General features: G+C 70.0%; 14 protein-coding genes. 5 read left to right on the top strand and 9 right to left on the bottom strand.

Going from position 1 to position 14,060, the window contains the following annotated elements; all coding sequences use genetic code 11:
- Positions 1–49: 49 nt before the first annotated feature.
- Positions 50–688 carry a TetR/AcrR family transcriptional regulator gene (locus ACFVDI_RS08110; RefSeq protein ID WP_378902670.1) on the top strand — a complete coding sequence of 213 codons (639 nt, stop codon included), beginning with the start codon at positions 50–52 and terminating at the stop codon, positions 686–688.
- 8 nt (positions 689–696) lie between these two features.
- Here the strand turns inward: ACFVDI_RS08110 and ACFVDI_RS08105 are convergent, their stop codons facing one another.
- The 8 genes from ACFVDI_RS08105 to ACFVDI_RS08070 are packed head-to-tail and all read right to left on the bottom strand — an operon-like array spanning position 697 to position 8,579.
- Positions 697–1,791, bottom strand: coding sequence for an MlaD family protein (locus ACFVDI_RS08105; RefSeq protein ID WP_378902667.1), 1,095 nt, complete (start codon positions 1,789–1,791; stop codon positions 697–699).
- Positions 1,791–2,852, bottom strand: coding sequence for an MCE family protein (locus ACFVDI_RS08100; RefSeq protein ID WP_378902664.1), 1,062 nt, complete (start codon positions 2,850–2,852; stop codon positions 1,791–1,793). The genes ACFVDI_RS08105 and ACFVDI_RS08100 overlap by 1 nt, the downstream gene beginning before the upstream one ends.
- Positions 2,849–3,892, bottom strand: coding sequence for an MCE family protein (locus tag ACFVDI_RS08095; protein ID WP_378902661.1), 1,044 nt, complete (start codon positions 3,890–3,892; stop codon positions 2,849–2,851). Before ACFVDI_RS08095 ends, ACFVDI_RS08100 begins: the two co-directional genes overlap by 4 nt.
- Positions 3,892–4,866 carry an MCE family protein gene (locus tag ACFVDI_RS08090; protein ID WP_378902658.1) on the bottom strand — a complete coding sequence of 325 codons (975 nt, stop codon included), beginning with the start codon at positions 4,864–4,866 and terminating at the stop codon, positions 3,892–3,894. Before ACFVDI_RS08090 ends, ACFVDI_RS08095 begins: the two co-directional genes overlap by 1 nt.
- A complete protein-coding gene (locus tag ACFVDI_RS08085) occupies positions 4,863–5,900 on the bottom strand; it encodes an MlaD family protein (protein WP_378902655.1) in 1,038 nt (345 codons plus the stop codon). The genes ACFVDI_RS08090 and ACFVDI_RS08085 overlap by 4 nt, the downstream gene beginning before the upstream one ends.
- The gene (locus ACFVDI_RS08080; protein WP_378902652.1) at positions 5,900–6,928 is read right to left on the bottom strand and encodes an MCE family protein; all 1,029 of its coding nucleotides are present in this window, start codon (positions 6,926–6,928) and stop codon (positions 5,900–5,902) included. Before ACFVDI_RS08080 ends, ACFVDI_RS08085 begins: the two co-directional genes overlap by 1 nt.
- Entirely contained in the window at positions 6,925–7,758 is an 834-nt protein-coding gene (locus ACFVDI_RS08075) for an ABC transporter permease (RefSeq protein WP_378902648.1), read from the bottom strand. Before ACFVDI_RS08075 ends, ACFVDI_RS08080 begins: the two co-directional genes overlap by 4 nt.
- Positions 7,758–8,579: an MlaE family ABC transporter permease gene (locus ACFVDI_RS08070; protein ID WP_378902645.1), complete on the bottom strand. Its 822-nt coding sequence runs from the start codon at positions 8,577–8,579 to the stop codon at positions 7,758–7,760. Before ACFVDI_RS08070 ends, ACFVDI_RS08075 begins: the two co-directional genes overlap by 1 nt.
- A gap of 165 nt (positions 8,580–8,744) precedes the next feature.
- Here ACFVDI_RS08070 and ACFVDI_RS08065 point away from each other — a divergent pair, with 165 nt between their 5' ends.
- On the top strand, positions 8,745–9,317 hold the full coding sequence (locus tag ACFVDI_RS08065) for a TetR/AcrR family transcriptional regulator (RefSeq protein ID WP_378902642.1): 573 nt from the start codon (positions 8,745–8,747) through the stop codon (positions 9,315–9,317).
- A gap of 15 nt (positions 9,318–9,332) precedes the next feature.
- Positions 9,333–9,830, top strand: a complete 498-nt coding sequence (locus ACFVDI_RS08060) for a GNAT family N-acetyltransferase (protein ID WP_378902639.1) — start codon at positions 9,333–9,335, stop codon at positions 9,828–9,830.
- 9 nt (positions 9,831–9,839) lie between these two features.
- On the opposite strand, the gene ACFVDI_RS08055 is transcribed toward ACFVDI_RS08060, so the two are convergent.
- Positions 9,840–11,063: a cytochrome P450 gene (locus ACFVDI_RS08055; RefSeq protein ID WP_378902636.1), complete on the bottom strand. Its 1,224-nt coding sequence runs from the start codon at positions 11,061–11,063 to the stop codon at positions 9,840–9,842.
- Positions 11,064–11,262: 199 nt separating this feature from the next.
- On the opposite strand from ACFVDI_RS08055, the gene ACFVDI_RS08050 reads away from it, so the two are divergent.
- Together ACFVDI_RS08050 and ACFVDI_RS08045 are read left to right on the top strand one after the other, a co-directional pair.
- Positions 11,263–12,426, top strand: a complete 1,164-nt coding sequence (locus ACFVDI_RS08050; RefSeq protein ID WP_378902633.1) for a steroid 3-ketoacyl-CoA thiolase — start codon at positions 11,263–11,265, stop codon at positions 12,424–12,426.
- 1 nt (position 12,427) lies between these two features.
- The gene (locus ACFVDI_RS08045; protein WP_378902630.1) at positions 12,428–14,050 is read left to right on the top strand and encodes a GMC family oxidoreductase; all 1,623 of its coding nucleotides are present in this window, start codon (positions 12,428–12,430) and stop codon (positions 14,048–14,050) included.
- Positions 14,051–14,060: the final 10 nt, after the last annotated feature.

Below are 14,060 nucleotides of genomic sequence, written 5' to 3'. Positions count from 1 at the left end.
AATTTGCTACAGGTGTGTAGGAATTTCTCCGATCACCTAGGATCGGCTCATGCCACCGCCCACCACCGGTCAAGCGCAGCGCGCTCGCGCCCCTCATCTGGGTCCGGAGCGCCGGCGCCCTCTCGTCCTCGACGCGGCCCGTACGATCGCCGTCGCCGACGGCATCGGCGCGGTGACCATCGGTTCGGTCGCGGCGGCCATGGGCGTGACCCGGCCCGTCGTCTACGCCTGCTTCGCGGACCGGGTCGAGCTGGTCGACGCGCTCCTCGACCGGGAGTCGAGCGAGCTTCTCGAGGCGATCCTCGCCGCGTTGCACGGATCCGCGAACCCCGACGACCCGGAGCAGGCGTTCGTGGACGGCTTCCGAGCCCTCCTCGACGCCGCCGCTGCCGCACCCGAGACCTGGCGCTTGGTCTTCTCCGGCGAGCCGGACCCGGCCATCGCCGAGCGCTTCCGCGATGCGAAGGCGCTGGTTCAGGCACAGGCGACCGACTGGATCCGACCCGCCATGGAGCGCTGGTGGCAGACCTCCGACCTGGAGCGCAAGCTCCCGGTCCTGATCGACCTCTTCCTGTCCTCGTGCGAGTCGGCGGTGCGGTCGCTCCTCGACTCGAGCAACGACTGGGGTCCGGACGACCTCGGCACCTTCATGGGCAAGGCGCTCCACCGCGCGTTCAAGGACGCCTGAGGGTCTCCCTATCCGGTCGAGCCGGGCGCGTTGTCCGCTCCGCGCACGACCCGGTCGGGCGGCGCGGAGCAGTGGCCGTCCTCGTAGAGCGGCCTGGGGGTGGTGTCGGTGGCCGGATACTTGGGGCCGCCGTAGTCGCACTGGTAGTCGGTGTCGAGGACCAGGCCGCCGTGGATGGCGCCGTCGTACATCGCGTCCGCCAGGGAGCGGATGGCGTCGGGATATTCGGCCAGCAGCTCGCGCAGATGCGGGTCGCGGACGACGAGGATGTCGGTAAGGGCGGTGGTGCGCTCCAGGGTCGGCGGCAGCGTACGGTCCAGGACTCCGACGAGACGGACGAGGTCGGCGAACTGCTCCGGGCCGCGGTCGAAGGCGCGCCGCAGCTCGGGGTCGGCCTTCTCCAGCTCGGCGGTGAGCAGGGCGAGGTCGTGCGCGGCGGCACGTACGTCGGAGGCGTGTCGGTCGCCGATGCGCAGCAGCGACTCGGTGTTGACCAGGACGCGGGAGATGGTGGGCCACTCCTGGTCGAGGGTGACCAGCAGGACCTGGCTGCCCTCGACCAGGTCGGCGAGCTCGTCCTCGCGGCCGGCGAAGGTCGTGCGCAGGCCGGTGACCACGGTGCGCAGCTGCTCGGGGTCGACCTGGTCCATCAGCTCCTCGAGGCTGACCACGGTGCTGGCCAGGGTGGTGGGCAGGTCGACCGCCTCGGCGCGGACCCGGCTGCCGTCGCGGAGGTAGGGACCGGCGGCGGTGGTCGGCTGGAAGTCGAGGTACTGCTCCCCCACCGGGGAGAGGCTGCGCACCTCGGCCGGCGAGTCCTGCGGGATCCGGACGCCCGGCTCCAGCCTGATCCGGGCCAGAGCCCCTCCGTCGGTCGTCAGCTCGATCGTCTCCACCACCCCGGCCTTGGCGCCGCGGTAGGTCACCGAGGAGCCCTCGTACAGGCCGCCGGTGCGCTCCAGGTCGACGGTCACCGTGGCCGGCCGGGACAACAGCGGGATCTCGAGGGTGACCAGGAGGAGGTACGCCGCCACCGCCACGAACACGACCACGGCCGCCCCGAAGCCGACGAAGAGCGGCCGGTCGGTCTCGCGCAGCGCCATCAGCCGACCCCTCCGAGAACGTTGCCCTCGCCCAGGAGGCTGCCGAGGTCCCACTGGCGTTGCTGTGGCAGGACCGGCGCCTCCAGGAGCGGTGGCAGCGGGTTGAGCGGATCCTGCTCGACGGACTCGCCGATGTCGACGTGGAGCTGGATCGGCAGGTGGTCGGCGGGGATGACCTCGAGCAGCTCGTTGATCGCCGAGCTGAACGTGTCGAGGCCGGGGCCGAGATCGCCGCTGATCCGGCGGACCTGGGCGAGGATCGCCCCGGCGTCGCGGACCACGGCGACGGTGTCGTCGTCCATCCGGTCGAGCACCCCGTTGGCGTCGCGGGAGAGCCGCACGAGCCGGTTGAGCAGGGCGATGATCTGTGTCGTCTGCTGCCGGACGGTGCGCGCCGCGGGCCCGATCGCCGCCAGCGCGTCGGTGATGGTCTGCCTCTCCTGGGCCAGTGTCGCCGAGACGGCGTCGAGCGAGGTGAGGGCGCGGTCGATCTCCGCGGTGGTGCGGTTGGCCTGGGTGAGGAAGGTCGCGCTGCGGTCGAGCACCTCGGCCACGTCGGTGCCGTCGCCGACGGCCCGGTTGAGCTCGTCGACGATCCGGCCGAGATCGCCGATGCCGCCGCCGTTGATGAGCAGCGAGGCCGAGGCGAGCGCGTCCTCGACCGTGGGTGCCGTCGTCGACCGCGCCGGGTCGAGCCGTCCTCCCTCGGGGATCGCCCGGCCGCCCTCGGGGGTGGTGACCTCGACGTAGACCTCACCGAGCGGGGTGTCGTAGCGCAACCGTGCCGCGGACAGGTCGGTGAGGCGTACGCCTTTCTCGACGCTCATCTCGGCCACCGCCGAGTAGCCGTCGGTGGACAGGGCGGTGACCCGGCCCGCGTCGACGCCGTTGACGCTCACCTTCGAGCCGACGCCGAGGTTGAGGGCGTCGGCGAAGGTGGCCTCGACCGTGGTCGCGTCGTCCCCGGCGCGGGTGCCGGGCAGGGGCAGCGTACGGGCGTCGATACCGCACCCGGTCAGCAGCAGGCCTGTCACCGCCGACATCAGCACCAGGCGCCTCATGGACGGCCTCCGGTGTTCAGCGGGTCCGTGCCGACGATCTCGCACACGTCCGAGAGGGACTCGCGGCAACGGCCGGCGAGCTCCTCGCTGAGCGCGTCGGTGAGCGGCACACGCAGCATCACGCCACCCGGGGCACGAGCCTGCTCGACGTTCTGCAGGGCCAGCGGAAGCACCTCGACGAACTCCTCGATGTCGTCGGTGTGCGCCAGGATCAGATCGAGCACGGCGTTGACCTGCCTCAGGGCGGCCTGGAGATCCTTGTCGTTGGCCTGCGTGAACCTGGCCAACGCGTCGACCGCCTCCCGGGTCGTACGCAGCGTGCCGGTGAACTCCGTGCGCTGCTCCGCGAGCAGGTCGGAGGTCGCGGCGACGTTCTCGATGAAGAGCTCGATCAGCGCGTCGTGGGCCACCATCGCGCTGGTCAGCTCGTCGGTCTCGTGCAGCGCGGTGACGGCGGAGTCGGTGTGGCCGTTGACCTCGTTCAGCGCGGCGGCGAGATCGGCCAGCGCCGCCCCCGCACGCTGCCCGTTGGGCCCCAGGGTCGCCGATCCGGCCTGGAGGAACCGGTCGACGCTCTTTCCGTCGCCACCCGCGAGCCCGCTGCTGAACCGGTCGAGCGCGTCCAGGATGTCGTCGAAGTCGGCCGGGGTGCGGGTGCGTTCGCTGGCGATCAGGTCGCCGTCGGCGAGCACCGGCCCACCGGCATAGCGTGGGGTGAGCTCGACGTAGCGGTCGTTGGCGACCGAGCGGGAGACGATCAGCGCCTGCGCGTCCGCCGGCACGATGACATCCCGGTCGAGCTCCAGGTCCACCTCGACCCCCGCGCCGGCGGGCGTGATCCGCTCGACCTCGCCGACCTTGACACCCAGCACACCGACGTCGTTGCCGACGAAGAGGCCGGCGGTGTCGGCGAAGGCGACGGTCACCGAGTAGGTGCTGGTCAGCGGGATCGCCGCGGCACCGGCGCCCACCGCGGCGGCCACCGCCACCAGGATCGCGACGTACCTGCCCAGCCAGCCCGAGTTCGACGACGTCCTCATCAGCACAGTCCCTTCAGCCGGCAGGTCAGCCCGTCGGGCAGCGCCCGGTCGTCGGGCCGGATGTCGACCCAGGGTCCGTTGCCGGTGGCGTTGGCAAGGTAGCGGGCAGACGGACCGAGCACGTCGAGCGCGGCGCCGAGCTCCTTCTCCTGAGCGCGCAGCCCCTTGATGACCACGGCCAGCTTGGTCAGCGCGACCTCGAGGTCCCGCTCGTTCTCGGAGACGACCCGTTTCAGGGTGGTGGTGAGCCGCTGGGCATCCGCGAGCAGCTGGCGGATAGCCCCACGGCGGCTCTGCAGCTCGGCCATCACCGCGTTCGCCTGCTTCATCAGCGAGACGATCTCAGTGCTGTTGGCGTTCAGCCGGCTCGTCACATCGGTCGCCGCCCTGACCAGCGCGTCGGCCTGGTCGGCCCGGGTCAGCACGACCTCGGAGACAGCCGAGACACCCTCGAGGGCAGCGGCGAGATCGGGCTGCGAGCTCGCCATCGCACTGCCGACCTCGTCGAGGGTGCGGGAGAGAAGCTCGGGGTCGAGCTCGTCGAGCGAGGCGCTGCCGCGGTCGACGATGTCCTGGAGGTTGTAGGGCACGCTCGTCGCCGAGAGCGCGATCGTGTCCTCGGCCAGCTCTCCCTCGCCGGCCGGCGTGACGGCGAGCAGGTGCGTGCCCAGCAGGGTGGCGACCTCGATCTCGGCACGGGTGCGGGCGCCGAGCCGGATGTGGTCCTCGACGGTGAACTCGACGATCACGTCGCGGGCACCGAGCTCGATCGAGCGCACCTCGCCGACCCGCGCACCGGCCACGGTCACGTCCTCGCCGACCCGGAGGCCGGCGGTGTGCTCGAAATGGGCCACGCAGACCCGCTCGCCGAAGCCGAGCGCTCCGGCACGGAAGACGAAGACGACCGCCAGTGCGGCGAGCACGACGGCGACGATCCCGACCTTGAGCGGGTCCATGGTTCGCAGTGGAGTCATCCGGAGCACACCTCGGAGTAGCGGTCGTCGCTCGGTGGCAGCGCCAGCACGAGCTCGTCGACGGAGAAGTCGTAGCGGCAGACGTAGATGTTGAGCGCGTTGCGGTAGGACGTGATCCGCCCCAGCGTCTCGACCAGCTGCGCGAAGGAGACCACAGCACCCTTGAAGCTGGTCAGGTTGGCCGCGAAGGCGGTCACCGAGACCCGCAGGTTACGGCTCAACGTGCGTGCGGGAGCCTCGATCTGCGTACCGAAGTCGGCGCCGGTGGCCAGGAGCCCGGACAGCTCCTCGACGGAGGCGCCCAGGGCGTCGCGCTGCTCGGCCAGGCCCTTCATCAGCTTCTCCAGCTCGCGCACCGTGGTCTCGAACTCGTCCCCCTGGGCGGCCAGGTCGGCCAGGAACGGGGTCAGGTTGGTCAGCACCCGGTCGAAGACCTGGTCGCGAGTGGCCACGAAACGAGTCAGGTCGGCGGTCTGCTTCAGCAGCACCGGGATGCTGCCACCCTCGTCCTGGAGGACCTTCAAGATGGTGGCGGCGAGCTGGTTGACCTCGGCGGGATCGAGTACGTCGAAGAGCGGCCGGAACCCGTTGAGCAGCTCGGTCAGGTCGAACCCGGCGCTGGTCCGGCTCGCCGGGATCCGTGCCCCGGCATCCAGTGGCCTCCCCGACCCTCGGGTCTGCTCGATCCCGAGGAACCGCTGACCGGCGATGTTCTGGTAGCGGACCGAGAGCCGCGCGGTGTCCAGCACCTGCTGCTTCCGCGAAACCGTCAGCTCCACCGTCGCCTTCCCGGTGGCGGTGACGGTGATGTCGGTGACCTTGCCGACGCTGACCCCGGCGATGCGTACGGCATCGTCCTCGTGCAGGCCGTTCACGTCGGCGAACTCGGCGGTGTAGGTGACCAGGTCCCCGGCGACCGGCGCCTTCAGCGTGCCGAGGACGAGCGCGAAGGCGAGCCCCGCGACCAGGGTGAACGCGGCCAGCTTGAGATAGGTCGCTGTGGGGCGGCCCGAGGAGCCGCGCAGTCCGGACATCAGCAGTCCCCTGACGTGTTGCCGTAGGTCGGGCAGTCGCGCTCGCGGGTGTAGTAGGGCGGCGCCACCCGGTGCAGGATCAGGTCGAGCGCGGCCCGGCCGTCGTCGATCACGGTCGGGATCTCCTGGCCGATCTCGCGGTTGGCCCGGAAGCTCTCCACCACGGCGTCCTCCCGGTTGTCGGCGACGGCGTCGGCGACAACCGCCGCCTGGTCCATCGCCTCGACCAGCTCGGCGCCGTGCTCGTCGAGGAACCGCTGCGCGTCGGCCGTCAGGGTGAGGCCGCCGGAGAGCAGCGCGGCGAGCTGCTCGCGCTTGGCTGCGATCGTCTCGGCGGTCGTCGTGCCGGACTCCAGGGCAGCGAACAGGTCGGCGGCGGAGGCTTCCAGGGTCTCCAGGTTGACCGCCAGCAGGGCCGCCGTGGACCGGATCGTGGGCAGGTCGGCCTCGGCCTGCTCCAGCACGTTCGCGGCGAGCACGAGGGTTCGGTGGATGTCGTCGCCGCGGCCGTCGAGCCCGCCGGCGACCGCCGCCAGTGCGGCGTTGAGGTCGGCCGGGCTGACCGCCTTGACCAGCTCGTCGATGCTGTCCAGCGCCTGCTGCAGCTCGACAGTGCCCTGACGCAGGTCCTGCGGGATGGTGCCGCCCGCCCATCTCCCCGGCCGCGAACCGGTCGAGACCAGGTCGACGTAGGCGGTGCCGAAGACGGTCGCCGGCAGCGCCCGCGCCGCCACGTCCGCCGGGAGCCTGTCCGCCGCCTCGTCGTCCAGGCGGATCGCGACCGAGGCCTTCGAGGACCCGGCGGCCCGCGAGATGCCGGTGACGGTGCCGATGATGACCCCGCCCATCTTCACGTCCGATCCGGTACGCAGCGAAGCACCCACGTCGACCATGGCGGCCCGGGTCGCGACGTCGTCGGAGAACGGGCGCGCGGAGAGCACGATCATCCCGGCGGCGAGCAGTCCGCAGGCCAGGACGCCGGCGGCGCCGCGTACGGCCAGGGTGCGGGGGCTCGTGCCGCGGCTCATCCGGAGATCCTGAAACCCGGGTCGCCACCCCACATGGCGACGGTGAGCAGCATGTTGAGCACGACGATGACCACGAAGCTGGCCCGGATCGAGCGGCCGGTGGCCTCGCCGACGTTGAGCGCGCCCGCCGAGACGGCGAGGCCGTACCAGCAGTGGATCAGCACCACGATCGCGGCGAAGATCAAGATCTTGATCAACGAGAACCCGATGTCGCGCATCGTCAGGAACTCCAGGAAGTAGTGGTCGAACTGACCCGGCGACTGGCCGAAGAGCATCACCACGGTCGACTCGGAGGCGATGTAGGAGCCGAGCAGCCCGATCACGTAGAGCGGCACGATCGCGAGCATGGTGGCGACCAGACGGGTGGCCACCAGGTAGTTGACCGGCCGGACCGACATGACCTCGAGCGCGTCGACCTCCTCGTTGACCCGCATCGCACCGAGCTGCGCGGTGAAGCGACAGCCCACCTGCGCCCCCAGTGCCAGCGCGGCCACCAGCGGACCGAGCTCCCTGGTGTTGGCCGTGGCCGAGATGAACCCGACCAGCGGCGCCAGGCCGACGAGCTCGAGCCCGTTGAACCCCTCGATGCCGAGCGAGGTGCCGACCGAGACCGAGAGCAGCACCATGACGCCGATCGTGCCGCCGCCCACGATGATCGCGCCCTTGCCCCAGCAGATGTCGGAGAAGTGCTGCAGGCAGGTGCGCCAGTGGTGCACCAGCGTGGCCGGCACCGCCAGCAGGACGGCGGCGCTGAAGGTGAGGAAGGAGCCGAACGGCACCAGCGGGCTCGCCCAGCCGGCCGCCGGTCCGTCGGTCTCGACCGCGGCCATCAGGCACCTCCCCCCGGCGCGAGCGCCAGATATCCCTGGGTGACGACGGCGTTCACCACGGCCAGCACGATCACGTTCAGCACGACGGTCTGGTTGACGGCGTCGGCCACACCCTGCGGTCCGCCGGTCGCGCCCAGCCCCTTGTGGGCCGCCACCGTGGTGCCGATCAGCCCGAACAGCACCGCCTTGCCCTCGGCCAGCCACAGGTCGGCGCTCTGGCTGAAGTTGGTGAACGCGTCCAGATAGGTCCCCGCACCGACCACGCCCCGTCCGACGTTCATCACGTAGCCGGTCGCGATCGCGGCCACCGCCACGATCGCGGTCAGCATCACCGAGAGGAAGACCGCCGCCACGATCCTGGGCGCGACCATCCGTTGGACCGGGTTGGTCCCCATCACCTCCAGGGCGGCGATCTCGTCGCGGATCGCACGCATCCCGAGATCGGAGCAGATCGCCGAGCCGACCACGCACGCGATGATCAGCGAGGTGACCAGCGGCGCCGCCTGGCGCAGCACCCCGACACCGTTGACCGCACCGCTGAAGGAGGAGGCGCCGATGCTGTTGGCCACCGCGCCGACCTGGATCGAGGTGACCACCCCGAACGGGATCGCGACCAGGATCGTCGGCAGCAGGGAGACCCGGGCCATGAACCAGGCCTGGTCGGCGGCCTGTGCCCAGTCGAACCGGCCGGTGACGATGTCCCTGGCGGCGTACGCGCACGCCTCGGCCCCCAGCGCGATGGTCTCGCCGACGGTCCTGAGCCCGTCGGCGAAACGGCGCCAGAGGCTGGTCGCCAGCCGTTCGGGCAAGGTTGCGGTCACCCGGGAACTCCTTCTCGTCGGCGGGCGGCGTCAATTACTACACGGGTGTAGATTCGCACATCGTGTGGCTTGTGTCACCCCTTCCGCCGCGCGTCCTCCTACCCGTAACGTTTCGTCGTGATGGCCAACGACCAACCCGCCTCGAGGCGACGCTATGCCGCCCGGATGCCTCTCGAAGAGCGTCGGGAGGCGCTCCTGGACGCGGCGCTTCGCGTGCTCGGCCGTGACGGCTACGGCCACCTCACCATCAGCTCCATCGCCGCCGAGGCAGGCGTGACCCGACCGGTCGTCTACGACGCGTACGGAGGGATCGACCCACTCCTCCACGCCCTGCTCGACCGCACCCAGCAGCGGGCCGCCGACGCAGCACTGGCGCTGATCCCGGCCGACGGCGTCCCGGTCGACCTCGACCGATGGCTGCTCGAGGCGGCCGACGGACTCCTCCGGGCGGTCCAGGCGGATCCGGAGACCTGGCGACCGGTGCTCGGGCTGATCGACGGTGCGCCGCCGGTCGTGCGCGAACGCATCGAGAGCACCCTGGTCCTGCTGCGCGGGTTCGTCGCCGATGTGCTCGGCACCAACCTCGGGCCCGAGTCCCAGCTCGACGTCGAGGTGGTCGCCCATTCGCTCGTCGCCCTGGTCCAGGAGTTCGCCCGGCTGCTCCTGGCGAGACCAGAGGAGTACCCGAAGGAGCGGCTGCTGGCAGCGTACGCCGGGATGCTGGCCGTGCGTCGCTGAACGTAGCCTTCGGGCATGAGCTACTCAGGACTGAGCAGGCTGCTCGCCGTCCCCGCCGGGTTCGAGGCGCCGCAGGTGCTCACCCACGGCGACCTGACCGCACGGCCGCTGTCGCGCGAGTGCCTGGCCGACGACGTACGCGCCATCAACGCCGACCGCGACCTGATCAACGCCACCCGGGGCGGCGGCTGGCCCGTCGGGCCGACCTCGGAGGATGAGGACTACATCGACCTCGTCTGGCACGAGGGCGAGTGGAAGGAGAACAAGTCGTTCTCCTACGTCCTGGAGACCTCAGAGCTCGGCTACGTCGGGTGCGCCTATCTCTACCCGCTGGGCGTCCGGCAGGAGCTGAACGAGGAGCTGGCTGCGTACGACGTGGACGTCAGCTGGTGGGTGACCACCGAGGCCTACGAGCAGGGGCTCTACGAGGTGGCCTATGAAGCACTGAAGAAGTGGGTGCCGGCGGAGTATCCGTTCCGCCGGCCCCACTTCTCCAACGTGGTCGTGCCCTGACGCCCGGAATCAGGCGTAGGTGACCGGCATCTCCTTGATGCCGTTGATCCAGGCGTGGCGCAGCCGGCGCGGGGTGCCGTTGGGCTTGAGGTCGGGCATCCGGTCGGCGATCACGTCGAACATGATCCGCACCTCCATCCGCGCCAGGTTGGCGCCGATGCAGTAGTGCGCACCGTGGCCACCGAAGGCGAGGTGCGGGTTGTGCTCGCGGGTGATGTCGAAGGTGTCCGGGTCGTCGAAGACGTCCTCGTCGTGGTTGCCGGAGGCATAGAAGATGCCGACGCGCTGGCCCTTCTTGACAAGCTGCCCGCCGACCTCGACGTCGTTGAGCGCCGTACGCTGGAAGACGGTGACCGGGGTCGCCCAGCGGATCACCTCGTCGACCATCGTGTCGGGGCGCTCCTTCTTCCACAGCTCCCACTGATCAGGGTGGTCGAAGAAGGCCTGCATACCGTGGGTGATCGCGTTGCGGGTGGTCTCGTTGCCGGCGACCGCGAGCAGGATGACGAAGAAGCCGAACTCGTCGTCGCCCAGCGCGCCACCCTCCAGCTCGGCGTTGACGAGCTTGGAGATGATGTCGTCCTTGGGGTCGGCCTTGCGCTCGGCGGCGAGCGCCATCGCGTAGGACAGGATCTCGATCGAGGCGGCCTCGGGATCGGCGTCGTACTCCGGGTCGTCGTAGGCCAGCATCTGGTTGGACCAGTCGAAGAGCTTGCGCCGGTCCTCCTGCGGGACCCCGAGGAGCTCGGCGATCGCCTGGAGCGGGAGCTCGGCGGCGACCTCGGAGACGAAGTCGCCCTCGCCCTTGGCCAGGGCGTCGTCGACGATGTTGTTGGCCCGCTCGACCAGGCGCTCCTTGAGGGCGTTGATCGCGCGCGGGGTGAAGCCGCGGCTGATGATCTGGCGCAGCTTGGTGTGGTCCGGGGCGTCGTGGTGGATCAGCATCGCGCGCTGGAGCTCGACCTGCTCACGGGTCATGTCGGGCGCGAACCGGATGATCACGCCGTTCTCGTTCGTGCCGAAGTTCTCGCTGTCCTTGGAGACGGCCAAGATGTCCTCGTGCTTGGTCACCGCCCAGAACCCGGTGTCGAGGAAGCCCGCGCGTGCTGCCGGCGACTGCTCGACCCACCACACCGGGGCGGTCTTGCGCAGCTCGAGGAACTCCTGCAGCGGGACGCGCTCCTCGTTGAGCACGGGATCAGTCGGATCGAAATCCACAGGGAGAGCGGTCACGGGTGTGCTCCTTCGAGATCTTTTCTGTAACACGTTCTAGTTTATCGTCACACAGTGCTCAGCATCACACAAGGGTTGCGCCAAACGAGAACACGTTCTAATTTGGGACAATCGAGTGTAACCGGTGTCACGTCACCGGAGTCCAGCGTGCGCGGCCGTGCACCAGCGACTTGTCGAAACCCCCGAAGAGCGAGGTTCCATGGGCACGCCCGTCATCGTCGAAGCCGTCCGCACCCCCATCGGCAAGCGCAAGGGCTGGCTGGCCGGCCTGCACCCGGGCGTGCTGCTCGGTGCCGCCCAGGTCGAGGTGCTCAAGCGCGCCGGAGTCGACCCTGACCTGGTGGATCAGGTCATCGGCGGCTGCGTGTCCCAGGCCGGCGAGCAGTCGAACAACATGGTCCGCCGGGCCTGGCTCCACGCCGGGCTGCCGATCCACACCGGCTCCACCGTCATCGACGCGCAGTGCTCCTCGGCCCAGCAGGCCACCCACCTGATCAACGCGATGATCGCCTCCGACCAGATCAAGGTCGGCATCGCCTGCGGCATCGAGTCGATGTCGCGCATCCCGCTGGGCGCCAACGTCCCCAAGGGAGCCGGCGACCCGCGTCCCGCGGACTGGAACATCGATCTGCCCAACCAGTTCGAGGGCGCCGACCGGATCGTGAAGGACCGCGGCTTCTCCCGCAACGAGGTCGACGAGTTCGGGCTGTGGTCGCAGGTGAAGGCCCGGCACGCGCGCGACGCCGGGCACTTCAAGAGCCAGATCTTCGCCGTCGAGGCCCCCATGCTCGACGACGAGGGCAACCCCACCGGGGAGTTCCGCACCGTCACCGAGGACCAGGGCATCCGCGACACGTCCCTGGAGAAGCTGGCCGGGCTCAGCCCGGTGCTCGAGGGCGGCACACACACCGCCGGCACCTCCTCGCAGATCTCCGACGGCGCCTCGGCACTGCTGCTCATGGACTCCTCGGTCGCCTCGTCCCTCGGGCTGAAGCCGCGGGCTCGGATCGTCACCTCCAACCTGGTCGGCTCCGACCCCTACTACCACCTCGACGGCCCGGTCCAAGCCACCGAGAAGGCACTGAAGGACACCGGCATGACGATCGCCGACATCGACATCGCGGAGGTCAACGAGGCCTTCGCCGGCGTGGTCATGTCGTGGGCGAAGGTGCACCAGGTCCCGGAGGAGAAGATCAACGTCAACGGCGGCGCCATCGCGCTCGGCCACCCGGTCGGCTCCACCGGCACCCGGCTGCTCACCGCCGCGCTCCACGAGCTCGAGCGCCGCGACGCGAGCACCGCCCTGGTCTCGATGTGTGCCGGGGGCGCACAGGCCACCGCGACGATCATCGAGAGGATCTGAGATGGCCCGCGAGAAAGTCACCGAGGCCGAGTACGTCGTCGTCGGCGCCGGCTCGGCCGGCTGTGCCGTCGCCGGCCGCCTGGCCGCGGCGGGCAGGTCGGTCATCCTGCTCGAGGCGGGCAAGAACGACAAGCACAACTACATGGTCACCAAGCCCGGAATGATCGGCCCGATGCACGCCGAGCCGCGACTGAAGAAGCTCGTCGACTGGGGCTATCACACGGTCCCGCAGAAGCACGCCCGCAACCGCGAGCTCCCCCAGCCGCGCGGCAAGGTGCTGGGCGGTTCCTCCTCCATCAACGGTCTGCTGTGGGTCCGCGGCAACCGGGCCAACTACGACGCCTGGGCGGCCGAGGGCAACATCGGCTGGGACGCGGACGCGGTCAACGAGGCGTACCTGAGGATCGAGGACTACGAGGGCGGCGGCTCCGACTACCGCGGCACGGGCGGGCCGATCAAGGTCATGAAGCACCCCCGGCCGACCGAGGCGTCGCTGTCCTTCCAGCGCGCCGCCTCCGAGACCCTCGACGTGAAGGTGCTCGACGACTACAACGGCGCCGAGCAGGAGGGCGTCTCGACGTTCCAGCAGAGCGCGATCGACGGGCTCCGCTACTCGGCCTCCCGCGGTTACCTCCACGACCAGGAGCTGCCCGGCCTGACCACGCTGACCCGCGTGCACGTCTCCCGGATCGTGATCGAGAACGGGCGTGCCACGGGTGTGGAGGTCCTCACCAAGCAGGGGCCGCAGACGATCTCGGCGACGGCCGAGGTGATCGTGTCGGCCGGCGTCTTCGGCTCCGCACAGCTGCTGATGCTCTCCGGAATCGGTCATTCCGACCACCTGGCCGAGCACGGCATCCAGACCGTCCAGGAGCTGCCGGTCGGCGACAACCTGCACGATCACATGTTCGTGCCGACCACCTGGGAGATGCCGACTGCGCTGCACCACGGCACCGCCGCCTACTTCGGCAAGGCGGTCCTCAAGGAGCAGACGGTCGGCAGGTCGTTCCTCGGCCACACCGTCTTCGAGACCGTCGGGTTCGTCCGCACCTCGCTGGCCACCGACGTACCCGACCTGCAGCTGCACGTGCTCCCCTGGGCCTATCCCTCCCCCAACCAGGACGCGCCGATCCGTCACGAGGTCGACCCACGGGCGGCGCTGACGGTGATGTCGTCGCTGATCTACCCGCGCTCGCGCGGGACGCTGCGCCTGCGCAACGCGGACCCGACCGCCGAGCCGCTGATCGACTTCAACTACCTCGCCGAGCCCGACGACAAGCGCGTTCTCCTCGAAGGCGTCGAGATGATCCGCGAGATCATGGCCTCCCCTGCCTTCGGCGACCAGGTGAAGTCCGAGATCCACCCGGGCAAGGCGATCGACGCCGAGGCGATGAAGGAGGAGGTCACCAACCGGGCGACCTCGATCTACCACGGTGTCGGATCCTGCCGGATGGGCGTCGACGAGCGGGCGGTGGTCGACCCACGGCTCCGCGTACGCGGTGTCGACGGCCTCCGCGTCGCCGACGCCTCGATCATGCCGTCCATCATCGGCGGCAACACCAACGCTCCCGCGGTCATGATCGGTGACCGTTGCGCGACGTTCATTCTCGACGAAGACTCCTAGAGCGACCCCG

It is taken from the genome of Nocardioides sp. NPDC057767, from assembly GCF_042798275.1.
Classification (GTDB): domain Bacteria; phylum Actinomycetota; class Actinomycetes; order Propionibacteriales; family Nocardioidaceae; genus Nocardioides.
Note: the sequence above shows the minus strand (reverse complement) of the source record. Positions and strands in the feature narration are given on the sequence as shown.